This window comes from Paenibacillus sp. UMB7766-LJ446, assembly GCF_030226665.1.
In the GTDB taxonomy this organism is placed as follows: Bacteria; Bacillota; Bacilli; order Paenibacillales; family Paenibacillaceae; genus Paenibacillus; species Paenibacillus vandeheii.
In genome coordinates, this window is sequence record NZ_JASOYM010000003.1 from 176,431 (window position 1) to 194,266 (window position 17,836).

Annotated in this window: 12 protein-coding genes and 1 riboswitch; of the genes, 6 read left to right on the top strand and 6 right to left on the bottom strand. The window is 49.1% G+C overall.

Annotated elements, in window-relative coordinates; genetic code table 11:
- Window positions 1–192 precede the first annotated feature (192 nt).
- Both QP794_RS08900 and QP794_RS08905 read right to left on the bottom strand, forming a co-directional pair.
- Entirely contained in the window at window positions 193–999 is an 807-nt protein-coding gene (locus QP794_RS08900; protein ID WP_285075877.1) for a winged helix-turn-helix transcriptional regulator, read from the bottom strand.
- A complete protein-coding gene (locus QP794_RS08905) occupies window positions 975–1,370 on the bottom strand; it encodes a Fur family transcriptional regulator (RefSeq protein ID WP_024632818.1) in 396 nt (131 codons plus the stop codon). Before QP794_RS08905 ends, QP794_RS08900 begins: the two co-directional genes overlap by 25 nt.
- Window positions 1,371–1,644: 274 nt before the next feature.
- On the opposite strand from QP794_RS08905, the gene QP794_RS08910 reads away from it, so the two are divergent.
- Window positions 1,645–2,601, top strand: coding sequence for a GGDEF domain-containing protein (locus QP794_RS08910; protein ID WP_285075878.1), 957 nt, complete (start codon window positions 1,645–1,647; stop codon window positions 2,599–2,601).
- Window positions 2,553–2,771 (top strand): diguanylate cyclase, encoded by a 219-nt coding sequence (locus QP794_RS08915; protein ID WP_285075879.1) that lies wholly within the window; start codon window positions 2,553–2,555, stop codon window positions 2,769–2,771. Before QP794_RS08910 ends, QP794_RS08915 begins: the two co-directional genes overlap by 49 nt.
- A gap of 100 nt (window positions 2,772–2,871) precedes the next feature.
- Here QP794_RS08915 and QP794_RS08920 read toward each other — a convergent pair whose 3' ends face one another.
- Together QP794_RS08920 and QP794_RS08925 are read right to left on the bottom strand one after the other, a co-directional pair.
- The gene (locus QP794_RS08920; RefSeq protein ID WP_024632820.1) at window positions 2,872–3,810 is read right to left on the bottom strand and encodes an aldo/keto reductase family protein; all 939 of its coding nucleotides are present in this window, start codon (window positions 3,808–3,810) and stop codon (window positions 2,872–2,874) included.
- A 203-nt stretch (window positions 3,811–4,013) separates the two neighbouring features.
- A complete protein-coding gene (locus QP794_RS08925; protein WP_285075880.1) occupies window positions 4,014–5,660 on the bottom strand; it encodes a cellulase family glycosylhydrolase in 1,647 nt (548 codons plus the stop codon).
- Window positions 5,661–5,964: 304 nt separating this feature from the next.
- Here QP794_RS08925 and QP794_RS08930 point away from each other — a divergent pair, with 304 nt between their 5' ends.
- On the top strand, window positions 5,965–6,990 hold the full coding sequence (locus tag QP794_RS08930; protein WP_024632822.1) for a LacI family DNA-binding transcriptional regulator: 1,026 nt from the start codon (window positions 5,965–5,967) through the stop codon (window positions 6,988–6,990).
- A gap of 36 nt (window positions 6,991–7,026) precedes the next feature.
- On the opposite strand, the gene QP794_RS08935 is transcribed toward QP794_RS08930, so the two are convergent.
- Complete coding sequence (locus tag QP794_RS08935) at window positions 7,027–8,664, bottom strand: hybrid sensor histidine kinase/response regulator (protein ID WP_285075881.1); 1,638 nt, start codon at window positions 8,662–8,664, stop codon at window positions 7,027–7,029.
- Between the two features lie 487 nt (window positions 8,665–9,151).
- On the opposite strand from QP794_RS08935, the gene QP794_RS08940 reads away from it, so the two are divergent.
- The 3 genes from QP794_RS08940 to metE all read left to right on the top strand — a co-directional run bounded on the left by QP794_RS08940 (window position 9,152) and on the right by metE (window position 14,661).
- On the top strand, window positions 9,152–11,113 hold the full coding sequence (locus tag QP794_RS08940; protein WP_285075882.1) for an anaerobic ribonucleoside triphosphate reductase: 1,962 nt from the start codon (window positions 9,152–9,154) through the stop codon (window positions 11,111–11,113).
- Complete coding sequence (nrdG, locus tag QP794_RS08945) at window positions 11,110–11,619, top strand: anaerobic ribonucleoside-triphosphate reductase activating protein (protein WP_285075883.1); 510 nt, start codon at window positions 11,110–11,112, stop codon at window positions 11,617–11,619. Before QP794_RS08940 ends, nrdG begins: the two co-directional genes overlap by 4 nt.
- A 269-nt stretch (window positions 11,620–11,888) precedes the next feature.
- Window positions 11,889–12,089: riboswitch (cobalamin riboswitch) on the top strand.
- Between the two features lie 223 nt (window positions 12,090–12,312).
- The gene (metE, locus tag QP794_RS08950) at window positions 12,313–14,661 is read left to right on the top strand and encodes a 5-methyltetrahydropteroyltriglutamate--homocysteine S-methyltransferase (RefSeq protein WP_285075884.1); all 2,349 of its coding nucleotides are present in this window, start codon (window positions 12,313–12,315) and stop codon (window positions 14,659–14,661) included.
- Window positions 14,662–14,821: 160 nt separating this feature from the next.
- Here metE and QP794_RS08955 read toward each other — a convergent pair whose 3' ends face one another.
- A complete protein-coding gene (locus tag QP794_RS08955; RefSeq protein WP_285075885.1) occupies window positions 14,822–17,638 on the bottom strand; it encodes a glycoside hydrolase family 3 C-terminal domain-containing protein in 2,817 nt (938 codons plus the stop codon).
- Window positions 17,639–17,836 lie beyond the last annotated feature (198 nt).

The window sequence follows — 17,836 nt, forward strand, 5'->3', positions numbered from 1 at the left end:
CCTCTTGCATGAGGTTCACATGAGATTCAGATGAGTTTCTTGTTCGTTTCATGAATGAAATATGAACATCAACTTTGAGAACGATGAGCATTATTTCATTTCGATTCGATGGGTCTGATTTACGCTATCTAGCGGATATACCCGCATACAATGTGACATGAACAGCATAATCTGCCCACAAAAAAAAGCGGACTAATCCGCCAGGCGGTAGCCCACTCCTCTTACTGTTACTATATATTGAGGCGAAGCCGCGTTATCGCCAAGTTTTTTGCGCAAGCTTTTGATATGAACATCCACTACATTGCTTCCACCCGTAAAATCCGTCTCCCAAATATCGCTGAGCATCTCCTCACGAGAAATGACTGCACCTTTGGCGTCAATCAGCTTCAGCAGCAGATCATACTCTGTCTTGGTCAAATGAATGCGGTCATTATTCCGGTGCACGCTCATCCGCTCACGATCCAGCCATAAATCCTTGAAACCGATACGCTGTCCTTCCTGAGGCAGAAATCCGCGTTTCGGTGCAGCAGGACTATTGCCGATCATGCGCTGCACACGATATAACGCCTCCTGCGGACGTGCTGGCCAAACCAGTAATTCCTCCTGAAGCATCGGGCCACTGGCACTGCCAATCATCTTCTCCCCCACCAAATACAGACAGGGTGTTGCATATTCAGCTTCACGGTTCAGTCGGCTGCTGATGCCGGCAAATGCATCGATGGTTCCAGCAACAGACAGGTCATAGATTAACAGATCGAATACAAGCCGTTCATGCAAATCAGGCTCCCAGCGATGGAATACCAGCACATCGAAGCAGCTATCCGTTAGTGCCTTGACCAGTTCATGTACCTGACCGGGCATCGGACTGATCAGAATGACCCGTCTCGTGATCGGACAATTATCTACGAGGGGAGCTGAATCGGCAAGGGCAGGCTTGACCCGGATCGGCAAACGACGACCGGACAGGTTGATTTTTACTTGACCCGTTTGTTTCTGCATTCTGCGCAGACACCTCCAAAGACCACATGAGCGTGATCAATCGCATACCCGGTTTCCTCCGCAACTTGCTTCATCCATTGCGGAGGAACTTCCGTCATAACTTCATCCACCTTGCCGCATACTTCACACATAATATGTTGATGATCGTCCATGCGGGCATCATAACGACTCGCCGTCTCGCCCAACTTGAGCTCTCGAATCAATTCTTTATCTGTCAAATATCGGAGCGAATTATATACCGTACCATAAGCCAAATTATAACCTTGCTCCACCAGACGATTCATCACGTCTGCTGCGGTTGGATGGTCTTCGGAATGACGGACGACATCGTAAACGGCTTGACGCTGTATCGTCAGATTTAGAGTTCTCACCAGCAATTCTCCTTTATTTACTCATTCAATAGTATATAAGATGACACAGTAATCTACAGACTGCTATGATTCCCAGAAACATCAAAATCAATTTTGATTTAGATTAAGTATAAATCTCATTGTATAATGAAGTCAATATCCGACTAATTTATTCATGAATTGCCATAGCCAAGCCTCTTCACAGCTCCCCCTCTCCTATTTGGGATATTATGGTTCGCTACCGCACTGCTTTTCAGCTAAAATATAGTAATGTGCGCTAAAGGGGGGATGCTGGTTGCTAAGCACATTTTTCGTTAATGTCTGTGTCATGATTACGTTCATGTATGTGTCCGGAATCATCGCCAAATTCTATCGTATCCGTGTGCCCTTTCCCTCAATGCGTGTTCAGATGATCGGTGGTCTGCTGTTCGGGATCTATGGAACGGTACTGATGAATTACTCCTTTCCTTTGAATGAAACGACAATTGTGGATTTGCGTCATTTGGCTATCGTCACAGCAGCCGTATATTTAGGAGGATTCGCTTCGGTCATCTCGGGACTCGTCATTTCCATCCTGCGTATTCTCATGTTTGGAATGTCATCCGCTGCTATCGATGCAGCCTTCGTCATGACAATCATCGGACTGTCCGGTGTATATTTTGCTTATGCTCCTTGGTCGAGATTAACCAAGATTATTACCATGAACCTGCTGGGTATGACGCTGATCTTTGTCATTCTGATGCTCAATACTTCCAGCATGAATTCTTTAATGAAAGTATATCCATTACAGATAACCATTTCCTTTGTCGGTGGGATCTTTATTTATTTCATCGCAGAATTCATTAATAAATCCAATGAAATGTTGTTCCTGCTGGAGCGAAAAGCTTCCACCGACCATCTAACCAACCTAAGTAATCGCAGACAATTTGAGAAATCACTCGAGTTGGAACTGGAACGGGCACGTGAGAACAAGCAAAAACTATCCCTGTTGGTCATTGATATTGACCGGTTCAAAAAAGTAAATGACACCTTCGGCCATTCTTCAGGCGATGCGGTCTTGAAACAGCTCGGGCAATTGCTCATCAAGCATGCCCGCTCGGCCGATATCGTCTCTCGAAACGGAGGCGAGGAATTTGCTATTCTGTTGCTCGATTGTGGTCACGCCACCAGGCTATGGCGATTGCTGAGTCGATCAGGCAAGCGGTGGAGAAGTACCTCTTCGCCCTGCCGGATGGCAATACGATCCGGCTGACCATCTCGATCGGTGTTGCTGTGTTTCCGGATCACTGTGACGACCGGGATGATAACGATTTCTTTGAACAGGCAGATCGTGCATTATATGAAGCCAAGAATACGGGCAGGAATCGAGTCTGTGCCATTCCACTGCCTTCCACCACCCTTTCCGGCCCAAATTCAATCTAGTTTCAAACGCAAAAGGGATGTCCCAGTAGCCATACAGGCTAGCCAGGACATCCCTTTCTTATTTATCAGCGCAAGAGCAGCCTGTGTAGTTTAGCTTGCCTTAAGCTAATATTTGTTCGATTTCTTCAACGATGGCGGCATCCAGCTTCACCCCGGAAGCAGCCGCGTTCTCCTTCACCTGCTCGGGACGGCTTGCGCCTACAAGGGCACTGGACACGTTATTTTGGCGCAGAATCCACGCCAGAGCCAATTGACCGACCTTCAGATCCAGCTTGTCCGCTACTTCAATTAACTGGCGAACCTTCGCGATCCGGTCACCGTTAATTTTCCCTTCATCCCAGCCCAGCTTTGCTGCCCGGCTATTCTCGGGGATATCAGACACCGAGGTGTATTTACCAGTCAAAAGCCCTTGTGCCAGCGGGGAATAGACCACCTGTCCAATTCCTTTGCGCTCACCCAACGGGATGATTTCATTTTCGATGTAACGGTCAAACATGTTGTACACCGGCTGGTTCACCACGATATGATCCAGCAGCAGGCGATCAGCGGTACCCAGCGCCGCTTCCATCTGTGCCGCCGTCCACTGACTCACACCTACGTAGAGCACTTTGCCTTGACGCACCAGATCGTCCAGTGCTCGCAGTGTCTCTTCAATCGGTGTTTCGGTATGATAGCGATGGCAATAATATATGTCTACATAATCAACACCCAGCCGCTGCAAGCTGGCTTCGCATTGTTCCTTAATATGTTTACGGGACAACCCTTGATCATTGGGACCGTCACCCATTTTGCCAAAAACCTTGGTTGCAAGCACATACGAATCACGGGAATACGCTTTCAACGTCTGCCCCAGCAGCTCTTCTGCTGCACCCCGCTCGTACACATTGGCTGTGTCAAAAAAGTTAATACCTTCATCGAATGCGGCTTCAATTGATTTCACCGCGTTTTCACGTTCCACATACCCTCCGTATGTCAGCCAGCTACCCAGGCTGATCTCGCTTACCTTCAGTCCGCTTCCACCCAATCTACGGTATTCCATTGAATGCACATCCTCCTCTAAACTGATTAATGATGAAGTTCCCTTTCTATTGTATCGTATTCGGCTCGGATTAAAAGGGTCTTGGAGCAGAATTTGGGAAATAGTTATGGATGAATATTAAAAAGCTCCGCTGCAAAAGCGGAGCCATCATGCGGGTCACTACATTACGTTTCTTCATTATTTATGAGAGATCCTAGTTTGTCTCAGTTAGCTGTAACGATAAATTGTTCCCATGCTCCGCCCACAGCATTACGATTGGCGTACAGCACGCCCCCGTTGTTCAGATCCGCACTGACATATTTACCGTTCGCAACGGATTTGAAAGCAACCAGTCCCCCGCCCACATCTTCACGGGTAAACTTCTCCCATGTGGATGGATACGTGGCCGATGCGATCAAACGCCCGCCGTTATTCAGATCGGCTTGCACATATTTAATGTTGCTCATCGACAGCAAGGATACCGTTCCATCCGAGTTTTGGATGATTTTGAACCGTTCCCAGTGTCCGGCAGTATCCCGATTGGCAACCAGCGAATCCGCCCCACCGTTCTCTGCGCTGACAAACGTACCGTTGGCATTGGCCTTCAGACTGGACCAGGTCTCTGTAAACGGAGCTGTGCCCGTATGTTTCTTGACTACATTCTGAAATGTGGTATTAGAAGCAAAGTTCGCCGTGGTGAACATGCTCCATTTGGAAGCAATCGTTGCCGCACTGTCCGTATTCAGATTAGGTGCCGGGTTGTTGTTATTATTGTAATAACCCCAGGTTCCGCCCCCTTTGACCTTATAACTCCAGTTCGTCCAAGAAGCATTCAGTGCATTCAGACCGGACAGCCACTTCTCGGTCAGATCATCCTGACCAAACGAGAATTCGCCAGCTAACACCGGAACGTTCCAATTCTTCTGATAGGACGCCATATCCTTCAACCAGCGATCCATCTCTGAATTGGTCAGATCCCAGTTGTTATAATCCGTGAATTGATAGTGATGCGTCTGATACATCACATTCGTCCAGCCATACGTCGTTGGCGGTGAAGCTGCCCACCAGTCGAAGAATGCCGCGATGATGATCATGTGATCCGCATCCTTGGCACGAACCGCTTTGTACATCCGGTCATAGAAATCCATCTTTTGCTTGATTTGAGCTGCATTTTCACCTGTACCCATGGTTACGAGAGGTTCATTGAGCAGGTCATACGCGGCAACGGTTGGATTGCCTTTGTAACGTGTTGCCATCCGTTCCCAGATCTGAATAGTCCAGTTCTGGTATGTAGAGTTGGTCCACAGTTGGTTGGAATTCTCCTGACCGCAGGAATGCCACGGACAGGCTGCTCCCGGTGCCCCGTGCAAATCGAGAATCACATACAGGTTCCGTTTGCCCGCTTCATCAATGAGCCAGTCGAGCTTGCGGAACGTAACCGAATCAGGCTTCATGACACCACTGGTGTTCATAAAATCCTCCCAATAGATCGGCACACGCACAACGTTCATGCCCCAGTTCTTGATGTTATCCAGATCGCCAGCCTGAATCCAGTTGTCCTGATATCCATTGATCAGGCTCTGTGCACCCGATTCTCCAAAACGATTTGTCAAAGTACGTCGCAGTGTGTATTCATCTACCGCCCCGGATGGCGTCATCCATTCTTCCTGCAGCAGCCAGCCACCCAAATTGGTTCCACGCAGGTTTACCACGTTACCTGTACCCGAATTTTTGCGGACAACCGTCCCGTTGGCTTTCAGGAAATCCCCTGATCCAAAAGCCGCTTCGGCCTTCGAAGAACCTACTGCCGAAGCCAGCAGTCCGAGCAGCAGACAGCTGCACAATAGCATGATGGTGCTCTTCTTCAACATAGTTGACGCCTCCCTTGAATGGTCATAGCTTGAAGTATGACTGAACCAGGATGCAGCACTCACGACGGGTAACATAATGCTATAGAAACAGCGGGTCTACAAGTGGCAAGATTCATGGATGCACCGCTATTTATCGCAACGGAGGAGATTCATGAAATCGATTACATTAAATTGAATACAAACCCTCTATTCCTGCACTATCCCCAATTATTGCTTCAATCGGTTATATCTTGTAATCGTTTTCAATTGGAATTATAATGAATTTGAATGAATTGTCAATCACTTATTTGGAGTTGTGAACCATATGGATGTCAAAATCATTGATGTCGCTGCCATCGCAGGTGTATCCCCGGCAACCGTATCACGAGTTATTAATCAGCACAGCAAGGTTAGCACCAAAACCAAAGATAAGGTGATGCGCGCCATCGAGCAATTGGGCTATCACCCCAACGCAGCAGCCAAGAATCTTCGTTCACAGAGAACCATGACGATTGGCGTCATCGTTCCAGATATCAACAATTCCTATTATGCGGAAATAATTAAAGGCATTGAGAACATCGCCTACGCCCGCCATTACAAAGTCATCATATGTGATGCCCATAACCTGAAAGAGCGAGAAGTCGATTATCTTAATTTGCTGCTGGACCGGACGATTGACGGTGTCATCATTATCACTCCCATGCTGGCGGATGAGGAATTATTCAATCTCGCGGACAAGGGGTACCGTATTGGCATCGTTGGCAAATATATCGAACATGATCAGATTCCTTGTATATATACTGACAACGTGAAATTTTCCCAGGAAGTTGTTCAGCATCTGGTTGAGGCCGGACATCAAAATATCGTATTCTTGAACGGTTATCCCGAAGCAATCGACAGCTATGAGCGGCTTGAAGGCTATTTGAAAGCCCTGCGCAATCATCAAATTCCATTTCGTCCCGAACTGATCGAGAATGGGAACTTCAACGAGGAAGGCGGGTACGAGGCCATCAAAAGGCTGTTTAACAAAGGCCTGTCCTTCTCAGCGGTATATGCGGCCAATGATGAAATGGCCCTCGGCGTATATAAGGCATGTACAGAATACGGAATACGTATTCCCGAGCAATTGGCTATCGTAGGTGTGGACAACAATCGAATCAGCAAATACATCCATCCTACGCTAAGTTCGGTGAACCAACCCAAGTATACGATGGGGGCCATTCTGATGGAGAAGATGATTGACATGATGAATACAAATGAATTTCAGGACAAACGCGTATTTAAAGTCGACTCGGAGCTGCTTGTTCGAGGATCGTCTTCCTTCCGAATAACAAATAAAGCGCACCCCTAACAGGTGCGCCTAATTTAATATACTTTTTTCATTTTCTTAATGCACAATGATGCTTAACGCATTCAACAATTCAGCCTGCTTCACCGGCTTGGTCAGGACCGCATCGAAGACTTCCGCTTCATGCGGATCGATATGCATACCATACGGAATCAGCACAATGACCGGTGAATCGGTAACCAGGTGCTTCAGCTTGCGCACAAAATCCACAGCGCCGCCCTCCAGCAGTCCCATATCCACAACGGCCACATCAGGCTTAAAGCCCTCCTCAATCCAGTTGTACGCCTCGGTTGTAACCGAGGTCATATGCACATCCATCTTCCATCTTCGCATCAGGGAGGAGGCCCCTTGCAAAATGTCAGGATCCTTCGCAAGCAACACCTTTTTGCCCCTCAGTCGGTGCTGAATATTGGCAAGCTGAGGCAGTTCCCAATGTTTGCGGAGCGGCAAGCAGATCTCGAATTCTGTTTCCTTGTCTCCCAGGCCGCGCACCTGAATCCGGCCGTTCATAAGGATGGCAAGGTTCTGGCTGACCGCCAAACCGAGATTGGTTCCCACCAGCTTCTGTGTACTTATATTTCCGTCCAAATTGTTAAATGATCTAAGCTTTTTGTCCGAAGACAGCATGCGACCGGTATACTTCACATGAAGTCGAAGCGTCCCCGTTTCCTCTGCATCTCCACCATCCACAGTTGCTGTAACCAACACTGATCCTGTCCGTGTTGAATCTATGGCATACTGAATGACATGGGCTAATAGTTGTCCGATCTTGATTTCATCCCCGACGTAGACCTGAGATACATTCAGATCAAGGTTCAATCCCAGCTCAATGTTCTTGCTAAGCGCAAGTCCCGCATAGAGATAAACGGTATTCTCGATCGTGGCTACCAGATCAAATGGATCATCGTGTACAACTGTTTTGCCTGCATCGTTGATGTTAAAACTCATCATGTTATTTAGCAGTGAGAGCAGAATGTTACCGCTGGTCTCAATCATATTTACATACTCTGTCTGCTCGTCCGACATATCCGGTGTACGCATCAGGTCAGTCAATCCCAAAATGCCGTTCAGTGGATTACGAATCTCGTGGCTCATCAGCGACAGCATCTGTGTCTTAGTCATTGCCTCGGATTCCGCACGTTCCTTTTCTGCCTGCAGCTGCTCCTTTAGTTGCTCCGAATCACTCAGCTTCTGCTCCTGGACCTGCAGTGTATCTTCCAGATCCACGACATACCCCAGGAAAACAGCCATAGCTTTCAGCGTCTTCATATCCGTTTCACTAATCACATAATCGGGATTGTCCATCAGACATATGGTGCCGAACGCTTCGCCTGACCTCCGCAGAATCGGAATGCCCACAAAGAAACGATTGCCCAGTTCGCTCGTTACGTTCATCGATTCCGTAAGTGGATGTTCGCATGTATCCGTGATAACCATACTGCCTTCCTTATCTCTCAATACCAGGCTGCAATATGAAGCTTCAAATGGAAGTGCACTGCCTTTGGCAATCAACAGTTCCTCTCGGTTAAAAGCCTCCATAATAACATTGGTCACGCCATCATTCGTGGCAACAAAGATAGTGTTCACCTTTAATATGCCGCTTAACACGTCAACAATATGGGACGCGGCTTCCTGGATATTTTCATAGAAGCCTCTTGTAATGCTTACCGTTCCCATGACTCACCCCTCTTGTTTTAGCTGCATTTCAAATCCGTATTGCACATGATGATTCCATCGATCAAAGAGGGTTCATATGTTCCGAAACAGCTGTCACAACCTATTCATATATGATTAACACTGTAGGAATCAAAGGGAAACATACCCGAATCCAATTTATTCCACGGACGGGAATCTGCTATGGACGGTATGATTCGATGACAGTAAAGTTAAGCAACCGCTTCCCTGGCAGGTTTTCTGTCCTTATTTCTAGCTTCGTCAACTATACTGACACGGTAATAAGAAATTATACGCTTACCCTCCAGCTTTGGAAACCTTTATCATGCCAGACTAGAAAATCGCCTTGTTCAACGCACCCCTCTTATGTGACGATTATCACACCCAAATAACAAGATATAGTTTATAAATGGATAAAGAAACTCTACATATAGTATTCAATGAATTTACATTATCCCTATACAATCTCATTTTTTAGGAGGAATCTGTTATGAACATGCTTGAGTATGCCTCTCCACCGGCGCCTGATCTGCTATCTGACCTGGGAAGACGAATTATCGGTGCAGAAGACGCTGATACGCTGAGGGAGAATGCCAATCTGAACGGAGACTCGTTCAGCGGCAAGATGAGCAGGCTCGGTTCGGAGACGGCAAAATGGCATGCTCTGCGTCATGTGCTGCCAGAGGACCTTGCTCTAGCTGTGGAGAATGGTGATCTGTATGTACACGATCTGGATCAGTATGCCCTTGGAACGACCAACTGTATCTTCATCCCGTTTGACCGGCTGCTGGCCTCCGGATTTAACACAGGCAACGGTTCGGTTCGTACACCACAAACGATCATGTCTGCCATGGCGCTGGTCGCCATAATTTTTCAATCCCAGCAGAACAGCCAGTATGGCGGCGTATCGGCCAATAAAATCGACTGGGATCTCGCACCTTATGTGAAGCGATCGTTCCGTAAGCATTACCGGAAAGCACAACGGCTGTTTGGGGAAAATGACCGGATTGAGGATGAACAGCTACATCTGAATAGTGATGAAGCGAAGGAGAAATGTCCACGAGCCTTTGCCTTTGCCTGTGAAGAAACGGAACTGGAGACCGAACAGGCTGCGGAATCGCTAATCCATAATCTGAACACCATGAGCAGTCGTGCTGGCGGACAGATTCCGTTTACTTCGCTGAATTACGGACTGTGCACTTCACCCGAAGGCCGGCTTGTCTCCCGGTCGCTGCTGCAAGCGACCATTCGTGGACTCGGTAACGGGGAAACGCCCGTGTTCCCACAGCATATTTTCCAATGCAAACAAGGCATTAACCAATCTGAGGGAGATCCGAATTACGATCTGTTCCGGCTCGCTGTTACCTGCTCCTCCCGACGTATGTATCCGAATTTTGTCAATGTGGATGCTTCCTTCAACATTCCCTATTATCGATCCGAAGATCCCGACACGATCATTGCCACAATGGGATGTCGTACACGCACACTGGCTGATCGCTTCGGACGCAATCGTCAGAGCGGTAAAGGGAACTTGTCCTTTAACACCATCAATCTGGTCAAGCTCGGCATACGATACGGGATCTGCCAGGGAACAAGAGCCATCGCTGACCGGGCCGGCTTCTATATGGCTTTGGAGTCCGTCATGCACAATGCTACGGATGGACTGCTGCACCGTTATCGAATTCAGACTAACCAGCCTGCCAAAGCATCGGACTTCATGATGCGGGAAGGGGTGTGGGAAGGTGGAGAACAATTGGCTCCGAATGAACCGGTGGCTGACCTGCTGAAGCATGGTACGTTATCCCTTGGTTTTATCGGGCTTGCTGAATGTATGACCGCCCTATATGGTCGTCACCATGGACAAGACCTTCATGTACATCGAGAAGCCTTGAATATCATTCGTACGATGAGAGAGTTCTGTGACCGGATGAGTGAGTTGCATAACTTGAATATCACCTTATTCGCTACGCCCGCCGAGGGCCTATCCGGCAAATTCACCAAGCTTGATCGCGAGCGATACGGCAGCATCACGGGGGTCAACGACAGGGAATATTACACCAATTCATTTCACATTCCGGTCTATCATACCCTTCCTGCCTATCGCAAAATTGAATTGGAAGCTCCTTTCCACAAGCTATGTAATGCCGGAGCAATCTCTTATGTCGAACTCGACGGGAATGTACGGGCCAACACCACGGCTTTCCAACGAATCGTGCAATACGCGCTGGCCCAGGATATCGGTTATTTCTCCATTAATCACCCGATTGACCGTTGTCCGGCCTGTGGTTATGAAGGTGTAATCGGAGAGGTATGTCCCGGATGTGAAGCTCATGAAAATCAGGTGCATTTCCAGAGACTGCGCCGGGTGACAGGATACCTGACCGGAGATTACAAAGTACGCTTCAATACGGCAAAGCAAGCGGAAGTACGGGATCGGGTGAAACATCAGTGAATCTATATGGCTATATCCCCGAATCGGTGAATGAGGGAACGGGCCTGCGAGCCGTGTTGTTCATTAGCGGATGCCGACATGCCTGTCCGGGCTGCTTCAGCCCGGACTCCTGGAGCTTCCGTGCGGGTGAACCCTTCACGGAGGAACGGCAGCAGCAGATTTTGCATGAAGTGACCGCGCATCCCTTGCTGGAAGGGGTTACGTTATGCGGAGGTGATCCTTTTTTCTCTGCCGCAGAGTGTGCATCCTGGGTTCGACAGCTTCGTGCGGTACGGCCTGATCTGACGGTATGGGCCTATACGGGATTTGTATATGAGGAACTTGTTGCCGACCCTGCGCGAGCAGAACTATCCCGCCTATGCGACGTTATTATTGATGGACCTTATATTGCAGCTGAGCGTGATGTATCTCTTCCTTATCGCGGCAGTCGCAATCAGCGCATCATTGATGTAGCCGCAACGATGGCTTGCCACACAATCGTTACCATGCAGATGGATGCATGGTAACGATTTTTTTATTGGGTTGAATCCAGCACAACATGTGCTGGATATGTAGTTCATTTTGAAGCTTCATTTTGAGGAGACAAATCTGTCACTAAACCTAGGTTTCATACGGCTCATTTTTATTTCCGATCGGATTAATGATATTTGTTGCAAGCTAGTAGGTTATCGTCTATGATTGGTAGCATAAGAGCAAGTATACGACGATTGCATCATTATATAATCTATCATCTATGCTTGGTCACCAATTTCATAGCTGGAGATGTGTAAGCACATTTCTGCACACGGAAACAGGTGCCGACCGCGCTACAGGCGTGGTCAGGCTTAAAAGGGAAGCACGGTGTAAGTCCGTCGCGGTCCCGCCACTGTAAACGGGGAGTCTGTACATAAACAATCCACTGGTGTATCCACCGGGAAGGACATGTACAAGACCATGATCCGTAAGCCAGGAGACCTGCCTGTTTCGACAGCATCGCATGACCTACGGAAGATAGGGAGGTGTTAGAGCAACCGCTAAAATAACTTATAGCAGGTGTTCTTTCCCATTCTATCTTTGTGCACAGACGTCATTCATGATGCCTGTTTCTCAGGGTATGACATTGGAAGGAATGCCTTTTTTTGATGCTTTCAAATGAAATACAACAACATAGCTTCAACCTGAATGATGAGTTCACCATTATAAATGAGGAGGAATTTTACATGTCGCAATCACAGCAACAACAGGCACAAGTTCTGACAGGCAACCTCGGTTACCCTCGCATCGGTGCGGGACGTGAATGGAAAAAAGCACTGGAGTCCTTCTGGGCTGGCCGAATCGATGAATCCACGCTTCATCAGGAACTGACCACGCTTCGGTTGCAGGATCTGAAGAAACAGCAGGCACAGCAGCTCGATCTGATTCCTGTGGGCGACTTCTCCTACTATGATCATATTCTCGACGTATCCGCAATGTTTGGCGTCGTTCCTGAGCGCTTCAACCATACTGGCGGACCGGTGTCCGTATCTACCTATTACGCCATGGCTCGGGGTAATGACCAGGCAACGGCCTGTGAGATGACCAAGTGGCTGAACACCAACTATCACTACATCGTACCTGAGATACATAATGATACTGCATTTGCTTTGCTTGAAAATAAACCCCTTGCCGCCTATCGCGAAGCGAAGCAGGAGCTTGGGCTGGAAGGTAAACCGGTCGTGGTCGGTCCGTACTCGTATGTACGGTTCGCCAAAGGCTATGACGCGGAACGCTTCGCAGAGATCGTCACACGTCTCGTTCCGGTGTACGCCCAGCTTCTGGCCGAGCTTCAAGCCGAAGGCGTACAGTGGGTACAGATCGACGAGCCTGCTCTGACGCTGGCTGTCTCTTCCGAAGATGAAGCCTTGCTGCAACAGGTGTATGCCGCATTGGCACAAGCCGCACCTGAATTGAAGCTGCTGCTTCAGACGTACTTCGAATCGGTGGAAGCTTATCCGGTCGTGACAGCACTGCCTGTAGCCGGAATCGGCCTGGACCTGGTCCACGGCTATGAAGGCAACCTGGCCAGCCTGCGGGAGCATGGCTTCCCGCAGGATAAATGGTTGGGCGCCGGTGTCATTGACGGGCGCAACATCTGGCGCGCCGATCTCGCAGAGACGGCGAAGCTGCTGGAGCAGGTGGCTGAATTCGCTGCCGAAGGCAAGCTAATCATTCAGCCTTCCTGCAGCCTGTTGCATGTACCGGTGACTGCCGCTCAGGAGAGCGCGCTTGATCCGGTACTGCGCAATGCCCTGGCCTTTGCCGACGAGAAGCTGGAAGAAATAGCGACGCTCGGAACGTTGTTGTCCGGCGGTGCGAAGCAGGCGGACCAGGCAGCGGCTGTGGCTGAAGCCAGCCGCCGCGCCCAGGCGAGCACCGAAGCGGTGCGCCTGCTGAGCGAGTCCGAGTCACGGACACGCCTGAGTGGCGCTCCCGCAGGGGTGCACGCCGACGAGCAGCTGCTTCGCAGCGCGTCATTCCAGGAGCGGCGCGAATTGCAGCAGCAAAAATGGTCGCTCCCGCTGCTGCCAACGACAACGATTGGCAGCTTCCCGCAGACGGCGGAGGTGCGCAAGGCACGCGCCCTGTTCCGCAAAGGCGAATGGAATGCGGAGCAATACGATGCCTATGTGCGTGAACAGATCCAGGAATGGATTACCATTCAGGAGGAAATTGGTCTGGATGTGCTGGTACACGGTGAGTTCGAACGTACCGATATGGTCGAGTTTTTCGGTGAGAAGCTGACTGGATTCGCTTTTACCAAAAATGGCTGGGTACAGTCCTACGGCTCACGCTGTGTAAAACCACCTGTCATTTACGGAGATGTGCTGTTCAATGAACCGATGACGGTGAAAGAAACGGCGTATGCTCAGACACTGACCAGCAAACCGGTAAAAGGCATGCTCACAGGTCCGGTAACGATTCTGAACTGGTCCTTTGTCCGCTCAGATATTCCGCGCAGCGAAGTATCCTATCAGATAGCCCGCGCCATTCGGGACGAGGTTGAAGCGCTGGAGCAAGCAGGCATTGAGATGATTCAGGTCGATGAGCCAGCTCTGCGTGAAGGACTCCCACTCAAACGAAGCAAGTGGGATGAGTACCTGCAATGGGCCGTAGAATCCTTCCGATTGGCAACAGCAACCGTGAAACCAACAACGCAGGTGCATACTCACATGTGCTACTGCGAGTTCGATGATATTATTGAAGCCATCAGCGACCTTGATGCGGATGTGATCTCAATCGAGACATCCCGCAGCCATGGAGAACTGGTAGGCAGTTTTGAGCAAAATACGTATGATAAAGGCATCGGTCTCGGCGTATATGATATCCATAGTCCACGTGTTCCAGGCAAGGACGAGATGTTGAATATGATCGAGCGCGCACTTCAAGTGCTGCCAGCCGATCTGTTCTGGGTGAATCCTGACTGCGGACTGAAAACACGTGGTAAGGCCGAAGTCGTGGATGCATTGAGCATCATGGTAGACGCTGCTCGTACGGCAAGAGAACGGGTAACGGCTGACTCATCAATCTAAATTCGATATTTCGCCACTTAGGCTTTTGGAAAAAGTTGTTTTATTAACAAAAGGGATGTCCCCTAGTCATGAAGATGACAAGGGGACATCCCTTTTTAGCGTTTTTATTTAACGAACTGAGCACTTGCTATTAGAGCTGCAACTTCCATAGGCTGCAGGTTTAACGAATCTCGAAATAGCTGATACGCACTCCTGCTGACAACACAAGGTATACATCTTGTTGACCTGATGCGCCTTGGAGGTCTGCCTTAACCGTGGACCACTGCTGGGCCTTGCCCTGTGCCAGTTCCACGCGTCCTGCCAACGCACCGTCAGGTGCGCCCAGTCGAACTTCCAATACCGCATCTGCCTGTTCTGCCGATACACGAGCTTCAAGCGCTGCTGCACTGCCCAGATCCGCATCTTTGAAGGCAATCCATCCCTGCTCTCCAATCACACGGACAGATGTTCCGCCTTCCTTGCTCTCATCCAGATCCACACCGAAGTATGCATCGTAATTCTCGGCGCGAGTTGCCACTCCAAGGTTACGTGAAGGAATGGTCTCACCTTCTACCGTCAGGTCAGCGACAAGCTGAATATCCGAAGACGATTTCCCTACCATAATGCTGTACGTGCCGCTTTCAACCACATAACGATCACGGGTTACATCCCAGATTGCCAGCTCCTGAACCGGTAACGTGAAGCTGACTTTCACTGTAGCTCCAGCTTCAATATGAAGACGACGGAAGCCTTTTAACGTTTTGAGCGGACGCTTCACACGGGACTGTCCGGCACGCACGTACAATTGCACAACCTCATCACTGGCGATCGTCCCTGTATTGGTCACGTCCACAGTTACCGTAGTTGTGCCTTCAGTTCCAGTTTGGGACGGATTTAACTCCAGATTACTGTATTTAAACGATGCATACGTCAATCCATGTCCGAACGGATACAGTATATCCCCTTCAAAATACTGATACGTGCGTCCAGATTGAATGATATCGTAGTCTCTGATATCAGTCAGCTGATCTGCGGATTGCACCCACGTCATATTCAGGCGGCCTGCTGGCGCATAATCGCCATATAATACGTCAGCCACAGCGTTGCCCAGCTCTTGTCCTGCATGGGAGGTATACAATACAGCCGGGATGTTCTCCTGTACCCAGTTGGATGTGAACGGGTAACTTCCCACGATAACTACAACGGTATTCGGGTTCGCTGCATAAACAGCTTCAACCAGACGCTGCTGGGATTCTGCCAGATCCAGGCTTGGACGGTCAATCTCTTCTTTACCATTCACAAGCGGATTGTTGCCGACAAATACAATCGCTGTCTCCGCTTCCTTCGCAGCTGCTACCGCTTCCTCTAATCCATTCACCACAATATCCTTCTTAAATGTTTCCGTAGCACCGAATGATTTCAACTCTTCGGACACGGCGAACACATCGTTTCCGTCATTGGGTGCCGTTACGGTTTTACCGTTCCAAGTGGTCAGCCCCACGCTTCCGTCCTGTTGTGGCAACAGATGGAATACTTCTTTTACAAACCAGCCATATACTTCATCCGCTGATGCCGTAACCGTCTCTTCATCCGTCGTCAGGTATTTGCCATTACTGTCCGCCTGCAGCGTGTAACTGCCAAATCCCCAGTCACTCAGTGTAAATGTCTCGGCATCTCCTGAAGCAATGATGGATGATTTCTCATCTTCAGCCAGTCCAACAACCTTGCTGCTTGCTGCGGAAGTCAATGTAATACGGTCATTACCATCCTTGAACGTAACCTTGTCGCCGCCTACTTTGGAACTGATTGCTTCAAGCGGGGATACGCTATATGGCATGGTACCTGCATACCAGTCACGATAGACTGTTCCACCCAGTTGACCAATCACAGCCACTTTGCCGGATTTCGTTTTATCCAGCGGCAGTGTGCCTTGATCATTTTTGAGCAATACCACTTGTTCTCTCGCCGCTCTCAATGACAAAGCCTTCGCGTTCTCCGTCATCATCGCTTCTTCGCCAATCGAAGCATATGGATTGCCTTCAGCCGGATCAAATTCACCCAGACGGAAACGCACACGGAACGTATTGAACAACGCCAGATCGATGTCTTCCATCGTGAGCGTACCTTGCTCCAGCCCTTCACGCAGCGCCTGCTTCGACAGATCCGCATCATCGGTAATGCTGTCAATGCCGGCTTTGACGGACTCTACTGTACCTGGGGTGTGGGAATCATAGTATTTATGATCGTTCTTGATGCCCATGACATCCCCTGCATCACTCACGATGAAGCCATCCATGCCCCATTCGCCCTTCACAATCTCGTTTACGAACGGATGCAACAATGCTGGCGTACCATTAATAGAGTTGTACGCGGTCATCATGGACTGCGCCCCACCCTCTTTAAACGGTTTCTCGAACGCTTTCAGGTAATATTCTCGCATGTTGCGTGGATCAATGCTTGATGAACCACTGCCGCGGTCCACCTCATTATTGTTTGCCAGGAAATGCTTCAATGTGGCAACCGCCTTGTAATACTTCGGATGGTCACCCTGAATACCCTTAACCAAAGCTGTGGTCAGCTCGGCCGTAAGTTCCGGATCTTCCCCGTAGGCTTCCTCATTCCGACCCCAGCGCGGATCACGTTCCATATCAACTGTAGGTGCCCACAGCGTCAGACCGTTCACGGCTGGATTGCGTTTGTAGAATACACGTGCCTCGTCCCCGATTACGGAGCCGATCTCTTTCATCAGATCTGCATCCCACGTACACGCCAGCCCTACCGGCTGCGGGAAGGACGTGGCTTCGCCCAGCCAAGCCAGACCGTGAGCTGCTTCTGTGCCGTGTTTGTAAGCTGCGATACCCAGGCGTTCTACTGCTGGTTGGTATTGCAGCATGGATTCGATTTTCTCATCTTCCGACAGGCGGGATACGAGGTCCTTTACACGTGTATCGAGTTCAAGCGTTGTATCCTGGAAAGGATATTTCGTTTGGTTAGTCATGATATGGAATTCTCCTTTGGGCTTTCAATGGTTTATTAAAATGATAGCGAATACATGAACACGACATATTTATGATGTGATTTTAATGTATCCGACCTCATGAATCGAAGATTTAACCTTATAAAACAAGCATTTATTAGTCCGATGTTAACTCTTCTCTTCATTTACTAAAACGATTTCGGTAAACCTATCATATAG

What these genes read in the sequence shown, in the direction of transcription:
- QP794_RS08920 (WP_024632820.1), bottom strand. Translation starts at nt 3,810, where the DNA reads ATGGAATACCGTAGATTGGGTGGAAGCGGACTGAAGGTAAGCGAGATC.
- QP794_RS08925 (WP_285075880.1), bottom strand. Translation starts at nt 5,660, where the DNA reads ATGTTGAAGAAGAGCACCATCATGCTATTGTGCAGCTGTCTGCTGCTC.
- QP794_RS08940 (WP_285075882.1), top strand. Translation starts at nt 9,152, where the DNA reads ATGAACATGCTTGAGTATGCCTCTCCACCGGCGCCTGATCTGCTATCT.
- metE (WP_285075884.1), top strand. Translation starts at nt 12,313, where the DNA reads ATGTCGCAATCACAGCAACAACAGGCACAAGTTCTGACAGGCAACCTC.
- QP794_RS08930 (WP_024632822.1), top strand. Translation starts at nt 5,965, where the DNA reads ATGGATGTCAAAATCATTGATGTCGCTGCCATCGCAGGTGTATCCCCG.
- QP794_RS08935 (WP_285075881.1), bottom strand. Translation starts at nt 8,664, where the DNA reads ATGGGAACGGTAAGCATTACAAGAGGCTTCTATGAAAATATCCAGGAA.
- QP794_RS08900 (WP_285075877.1), bottom strand. Translation starts at nt 999, where the DNA reads ATGCAGAAACAAACGGGTCAAGTAAAAATCAACCTGTCCGGTCGTCGT.
- QP794_RS08955 (WP_285075885.1), bottom strand. Translation starts at nt 17,638, where the DNA reads ATGACTAACCAAACGAAATATCCTTTCCAGGATACAACGCTTGAACTC.